The organism is Nocardia sp. NPDC004260 (assembly GCF_053603155.1).
Genome location: NZ_JBSGEZ010000204.1, coordinates 1 through 3,210 on the forward strand (window position 1 = coordinate 1; position 3,210 = coordinate 3,210).

Annotated in this window: 2 protein-coding genes; both read right to left on the minus strand. The window is 64.9% G+C overall.

The features are described 5' to 3' along the window. A partial coding sequence (locus ACWEO7_RS38810; protein ID WP_452430747.1) for a site-specific integrase occupies positions 1-1,867 on the minus strand: 1,867 nt, incomplete at its 3' end. A gap of 44 nt (positions 1,868-1,911) precedes the next feature. Beyond that, positions 1,912-3,093: a tyrosine-type recombinase/integrase gene (locus ACWEO7_RS38815; RefSeq protein ID WP_452430749.1), complete on the minus strand. Its 1,182-nt coding sequence runs from the start codon at positions 3,091-3,093 to the stop codon at positions 1,912-1,914. Positions 3,094-3,210: the final 117 nt, after the last annotated feature.

The following is a 3,210-nucleotide window of genomic DNA, read 5'->3' on the forward strand; positions in this document are numbered from 1 at the left end:
GGGGCGTGTAGTGCAGAGGCTGCCCGGTGAGCGAGTCGACCAGGCCGGTGTCTGCCAGTGCGTGCCTGAGCATCTGGCGGACGGCGTGATCGTTGATCGCGCGGTGCTCACCATTGACCCGGCGTTGAAACAGTAGTGGTGCTGGCGGCATCCAGATCGCCTCGTAGCGGTCGAACGCTGGCACCAGGGGAACCGAGCCGCTGGCTGTCCGGATGCGGCTGATGACGGTGCTGAGGATGTCGGCGAGTTCGGGACTGACGACCAACAGCCGTTCAGTATCGGTTTTGGAGGGCGCGATTTGGAGGAGCGGAACCAGTTCGCCGGTGGTCGGTAGGCGGTATTGGACGAGGCTGTGATGTGAGATTTCCAGCAGTTCCTCTACCCGGATTCCCGTGTGCCGCAACACCTCCACGACAGCGAAGGTCCAGAATGCGTGCTCCTCCTCGAGGGCGAGATTGCGCCGCTTCCCTGTAATTGGGTCGTGCGCCCAGATTTTGCCTTGACCGGGTGCGGCGACGATGGAGCGGATCAGATGCTGCCCGGCCGCTGAGAACGGCTTGCCGGGCCGGGCGCGTGTAGCGGCCTCGAGCAGGGCTTGGGCGTCCTTGTGGCGCTGCTGGGTGGTGCTGACCAGGAGGGGCAGGACCGGAAGACGCTCGCGGGTGCGGGCGTCCATGCGTGACTTGCGTTGCCGCTTGTCTTTTCGCCGGTTGATTTCTTCGGCGCCGACCGGGCATGGGACGACCCAGCGGCTCCAGCGCGCTGGATTCTCGATGGCCCAGTGCGCGAGGTCGAGGTAGAACGCTCGGACCGGTGTCAGGCACTCGCGGTAGTTGATCCGCGGCACGACAACAGAACGCTTCTCGCCGGTTTCGGTCGTGATCGTCTTCGGCAGGGTCCGGAGCCGCTGCTTCCATTGCTGGGCAACGTCCGCGGGCAGATGCAGCGTGTCAATGCCGGGGTGGAGCTGTTCGATGTTGGCCCAGAAGTTCCGTCCGAGGTGTTGCGACAACGACTCGAGGCTGTTGTAGTCCAGCGCGGGTTGACGCTCTCGCAGGTAATCCACCAGCAGGTCGCGAATCGGTTGGCAGACGATCCCGTATCGGTCGATGAGTTCCTCGGGAGTGCGCTGGCCGATGGTGCGTAGTTCCCGAAAAGTCTGCGGTGCGTCGTCGCCGAAGATCCCCATGCCGTGCAGCGCCCGGTAGAGCCCGCTCTGGCCGGCGGAGCGGCGCCTGTGGGTGTTGTGTTCGGCGTCCAGCAATTCCAGCAGGTCTCCGATGACGATGTCGGAGAGACAGCCTCCCTTCGAGGCGACGATCGAGGCGCAGCGATAGAGCGCGTAGGTAGCGAGGGCCGAAGAAGTCCCAGGGTCAGCTGTCACTATGGCGCGTAGCTGGCCGAATCCCTCCGGGTCGCGACACTGCTCGATCATCGCCGCGAGCAGGCCTCGGGCGGATCCGGCGGCGGCGAACCAGGTGATGCTCGGGCGTATGACGTCGGCGCAGATCGCGACCGACAGCGCAGCGGACATGGCCTGATGCCTGATACGGGTGAGTTCTCCACGTTCGCGCAGCCAGCGCTCGGTGATCTGCCGCCAGCTGAATCCGGCGGTGTCGGCGCCGGTGGCCAGCCAGCGCTCTTGCCAGGTCTGTCCGTTTTGCTCCTCCAGCCACGTCAACAGAAGGCGCAGGCCCGCGTCACGGCGCTTCTGATTGCGGCTCTCCAATGTGAATGGAGGTGAGGTCAGTTGTGCCAGAACGGTTTCGCGCCTCGCTTCTGTGGCTGGCCAGGTCGATGCCGCCAGGCGGGCCGGGAACCGCCTGCGGGCGAAATGTCGCCCGTTCTCGCGCGGGCGGCGCTGCAACCCGACGGTGGTCGTTGCGGTGTGCACGTCCTGTTCGGTAGACGTCATGAGGCGTCGGTCCCGAACAGGACGGCGAGGCTTTCGGCGCGATAGCCCGGGGCAGCGGCAGGTGCTGTCCGCGCGACCGCGTGACGGGTCTGCTCGGCGTGGTGGGCCAGCACCCGCCGGATCACCTCTTCCTTGCGCGGGTTGAGGTAGATCTGGGTGGTGGTGAGCAGCGCATGCCCCAGAACGAACTGGACATCGGTGAGCGGCAGGGACGGATCCTCCGCCATCCGGTAGGCGGCAGTGTGGCGAAGTGCGTGAAGTGTCGCCGCGGTCCCGGCGCTCTGATTGACACGCTCGAACATCCGATGTGCCGCATGATAAGTCAGCGGCCTGGCCGGGCGGCGCAGCGTCCACCACAACGGCAAACGGCGGCCGCGGGGAATCATCTCCTCCATCTCGACCTGATAGAGGCGCAGCCATACGAACGCGTCGCTGGATGCGGGAAGCTCCTGGATTTCGCGACTTCCCTTGCGCACCACCGTGACCAACTGTCGGCCGGGGTCGACGCCGCCCTGCGTCGCTGACAACAGCTCCGATGCCCGCGCACCGGTGGAGACATAGAACGCGACCAATGCGCGGTCCCGATGTGACGGGAGCCGGGCGAAGATCTCGTTGAACTGCTCATCGGGGATGCTGCGCGGTATCCGGTTCGGTGTCCGGGGGCGATAGAGACCGGCTTTCTCGTTGCGGTGCAACTCCATTGGATTGTGATGAGCGTTTGCACGCTTGCCGCGCCGAGAACGGTCCAGTGGGAACGGATTGAGAATCGGTCCTGTCCCCGCATCGCGGTGGAAGTCGTAGAAACTGCGCAGCACCGTCTCACTGTGTGCCCGCACCGAGGCCGAATACGGTGTCCCGGACGACGCCGTCGGCTGGTATGTGGGGTGGCGCCAGTGGGGTCTGGCGGGTTTGCCCGCGACGACCAACCAGCGGCAGAAGTCCCGCGCCTCGCTTCGTGTCGCCCGATCCCAGTCGACCTCGACCGCCCACAGGAACCGGAACCAGCGCAGCAGATCCATCCCGTACGACCGCAACGTTGCCGTCGATCGCCCCGACGCTTGCAAATCCTGGAAGAACATGGTCACCGGCACCACAGCATCGCCCGACGGATCGATCAGTAGGTAAGGATTAACCTCGAAACCGGTCGGGGCGAGCCGACCGACCTGGGGCACAACCATGCCAGCGGGATCTGCCGAAGACATCTGTGATCGCGACATGGCGAGAATAAGTACCACATGCCGAAAACGCCCTCTGAACTGGGATTACGAGGGTAGTTAGTTCAGTCAATAGGTAGT

Coding starts and splice junctions, on each gene's coding strand:
- ACWEO7_RS38815 (WP_452430749.1), bottom strand. CDS start 3,093: ATGGTTGTGCCCCAGGTCGGTCGGCTCGCCCCGACCGGTTTCGAGGTT.